This window comes from Dehalococcoidia bacterium, assembly GCA_041653995.1.
In the GTDB taxonomy this organism is placed as follows: domain Bacteria; phylum Chloroflexota; class Dehalococcoidia; order GIF9; family UBA5629; genus CAIMUM01.
On sequence record JBAZEK010000057.1, the window covers coordinates 1 to 3,318 of the forward strand.

The 3,318-nt window shown below is 56.8% G+C and carries 3 protein-coding genes; all 3 read left to right on the forward strand.

Annotated features, from left to right (window positions below):
- A partial coding sequence (locus WC359_15265; protein ID MFA5401810.1) for a hypothetical protein occupies positions 1-266 on the forward strand: 266 nt, incomplete at its 5' end.
- Positions 267-407: 141 nt separating this feature from the next.
- Positions 408-2,204, forward strand: coding sequence for a phage portal protein (locus WC359_15270; GenBank protein ID MFA5401811.1), 1,797 nt, complete (start codon positions 408-410; stop codon positions 2,202-2,204).
- A gap of 275 nt (positions 2,205-2,479) precedes the next feature.
- Positions 2,480-3,318, forward strand: an 839-nt coding sequence (locus WC359_15275) for a hypothetical protein (GenBank protein ID MFA5401812.1), incomplete at its 3' end; no start/stop codon positions are given.

Consider the following 3,318-nt stretch of genomic DNA (forward strand, 5'->3'; position numbering starts at 1 on the left):
ACGAGGTGGAGTCGTTCAGTGCAGATTGTCCTCACGACGACCAGGTGGACGCGGCTAGTGGGGCGATCAACATGGCGTCCCCGAAGTTCATCCGTCCGCACGCCGGGGTGGGCGGGGACGAGCAAGATCCAAGTTCAGTCTATCACGATTCATATCAAGACATTCTGGCCCAGGCCGGATCTGTAGAAGAGCGTCAGGAGTTGGAAAGGATCATACATGCAGGAGGAATTGACAGTTCAAAAGTCCTTGAAGGAGCAACTGCTTGATCGTATTGCTCTTGCCAGAAACAATGCCGCCAGGCCAACGGTGGTGGAGCGGGAAACGGACGAGGAACATTTTCATCGGGTGTACAACGATCCCGATGCGTGGACGACAATTAGTAGGAATAAAATGAGCATACTTCCATCATGAACATCTTTTCACGAGCAATAGCGAAAGCTGCTAGCCTGTTCCCGAGGGTGGTTACCGCTTCCCTGCCCGGCGGCGCGCTGGAGTTCCTGAAGCGTTATGGCAAGATGCCGGACGTCAGCCAGGAGGCCCTTGTGCGGAAATACTGGGGCTGGACCCAAATGTGCGCCCAACTGTCTGCCGTTCGCCTCGCCACCACTCCCCTCAAGCTATATGCCAGCAGGGCCAAGGGACAGTCATACGTAAAGAACTTCACAACTCATAGGGTGAAGAAGGATGACGCGGCCTGGTTACGCAAGCGACTCGCCAAGAGCCTCCCCAATGTGGCGGGGGCTGAGGACTTCGAGGAGCTGGAGGAGCACCCCCTGCTGGACCTGCTCCAGAACGTCAACGACCAGGAGAACGGCTTCGAGATGAAGGAGCTGACGTCCATCATGCTCGACTTGACTGGGAACGCCTACTGGTACATCGAGAAGGACAAGATGGCTGTCCCGTCCAAGATGTTCGTGCTCCGCTCCCAGTGGGTCAAGATCGTGCCGGACAAGGAGAAGTTCGTCAGCGAGTACATCTATGGCATGAATACCTATGGGCAAGAGGCGGTCCACATCGCGCCTGATAGCGTCATCCACTTCAAGTACCCCAACCCGCTGGACCCCTGGTATGGAATGGGTCCTGTGCAGGCGGCGGCGTACGCCATCGAGTCCAGTGAGTTGCGGGAGAAGTTCGTTCTTGCCACGATGGGCAACATGGCCCGGCCTGACCTGATCGTCAAGTACCTCGAGGGTGAGCTGGACACCAAGGAGCGCGGGCTGGTGGAGCGGGAGTGGAACGCCATGTTCCGGGGCGCCAAGAATGCCGGCAAAGTCAAGGTGACCGACTACCGTTATGAGATCGACAAGGTGGGTTGGAATCCGCAGGAGCTGGACTTCAACCGGGGCGAAGACTGGATCATGAAGAAGATTTGCGGGGCATTCCCTGTGCCAATAGGATTGGTGGACACCACCCAGATCAGCCGGGCACCGCGTGCGGGTATGGAGGGGGCTGACCTGTTTATGGCGCAGTTCAACACCCTGCCCCGATGCACCCGGATTGAGGAGAAGCTCAACGAGCAGCTGTGTCCTATGTACGACGGGGAGCGACTGTTTTTGGCGTTCGACAACCCGGTGCCGAAGGACAAGGCCTTTCAGCTCAATGAGGATACGGCCAAGCTCAACACCGGCCTGACGTTCATCAACGAGATCCGTCAGCGTGAGGGCGAGGAGCCTGTCGCGTGGGGAGACACGCCGGTGTTTATGCAACAGGCGCAAGCCACACAACAATTTGCCCCGCTGGGGAGTCCGCCATTGCCGCCTGAGACAGGAACAGACGCAGGCAACATCCAGCCAACACCGAACAAGGCGACCAGTTCCCCACGCGGGGGCGGCTTTCCTGGCGGGGCTTTAACTGAAGGCACTAAGAAGTCCCTCTCCGACGGCATGTCCATGGAGGTGGACGGTCAGTACGTCAGCCCGCAATTGGCCGGTATCCCGGTCCGGCTGGTGCGAAACGAGCGGGGCCGGTTCGACCGCAGGGGAGTGGGACGTTTACGTGCGAGCCGGGACGTGGTGGAGAGTCTGAAACACATGGGCACATGGTCGGATATTTTTGCTATAGAGACTTCCAATAAGTTCATCAAGGAAGAGGACGGCATGTTCGCCGTGTACAGCCACCAGACCGGGAAGCTGTTCGGGAAGTACAAGACGCGGGCCGAGGCCGAGGCGCGGCTGGCACAGATGCACAGGTTTAAGGACAAATGAATTCCCTACTCACAAAACAATCGGCAGTCGGCACGGGGGAAGTGAAGCCCCTCTCCCCCGACGAGCGCCTGCTCCGCAAGGCCGTGGCCCGGTGCCTGAAGGCGCAGGTGGCCGAGGTGTATGGGCGGCTGATTGATGGGGTGACAAACAAGGGCGGTCCGGGATCTGGTAACTTCGGGCACGCGGGCAGGCCTGGAGAGGTAGGGGGCAGCGGGCCAGGCATATCAGCTCCAGACACGCCGGAGTTCAAAAAATGGTTTGGAAGTAGCAAAGTAGTGGATAAGGAAGGAAAGCCATTGGTAGCCTATCACGGGACGGTAGGGGATTTTACAACGTTCGCTCCTGGGGGAAATAAGCCGTCTGTGCAGCAATGGGAAACTGCGGGTCGCAGTCGTAGCATGATAGGGGAGAGTGGTCGGGCTTTTTTCTTTTCTACCAAACCTACAGATATTCCCGCTGCTCATCATTATTCTGACACAAAACCTGGTGCAAACATTATGCCTGTTTATTTAAGTGTTCAGAACCCTTTGATCTTTGATTCAGACACAAAGGATTGGGCGATAGAGGTGATAGGAGAAGGAAACAAAGAATTTCCACTGTTAGTTACAGATGAAGCCTATCGGAACTTACAGCATAATGGATATGACGGGGTATTTGTTTATCACGAAAAGGCTTCAGCGGAATGGCGATTGCCCGATGAGATTGTAGTGTTGAGCAACAAGCAAATTAAATCGGCTACAGGAAATAGCGGAGCATTCGACTGGAATAATCCTGACATAACCAAATCCCTCAAAGCCGCCAACCCCTCCAACGCCGTCCCCTCCTCCACTGCCAAATGGGACAAACAAGTCGTGCAGGAAATCCGCCCCATCTGGTTCGGGCTGTTTAAGAAGGGAGGGGATCGGGCGCTCAAGCAGATCCGCAAGTTCCCGAAGCACGCCCGGAAGATGGTGGTGTTTGGCAGGGGCGAGATGGCGGCGAGCGTGGGGGTGGACGTGATGGTGAAGGGCGGTCCGGGATCTGGTAACTTCGGGCACGAGGGAAGGCCAGGAGAGGTTGGTGGGAGTGGGCCGGGTGGTGGTAGCGGTATTTTACTGAAGCCAGAGGACATTCA

Bases quoted from the DNA above. Each gene is read 5' to 3' on its own strand.
- WC359_15270 (MFA5401811.1), top strand. From the start codon at position 408: ATGAACATCTTTTCACGAGCAATAGCGAAAGCTGCTAGCCTGTTCCCG.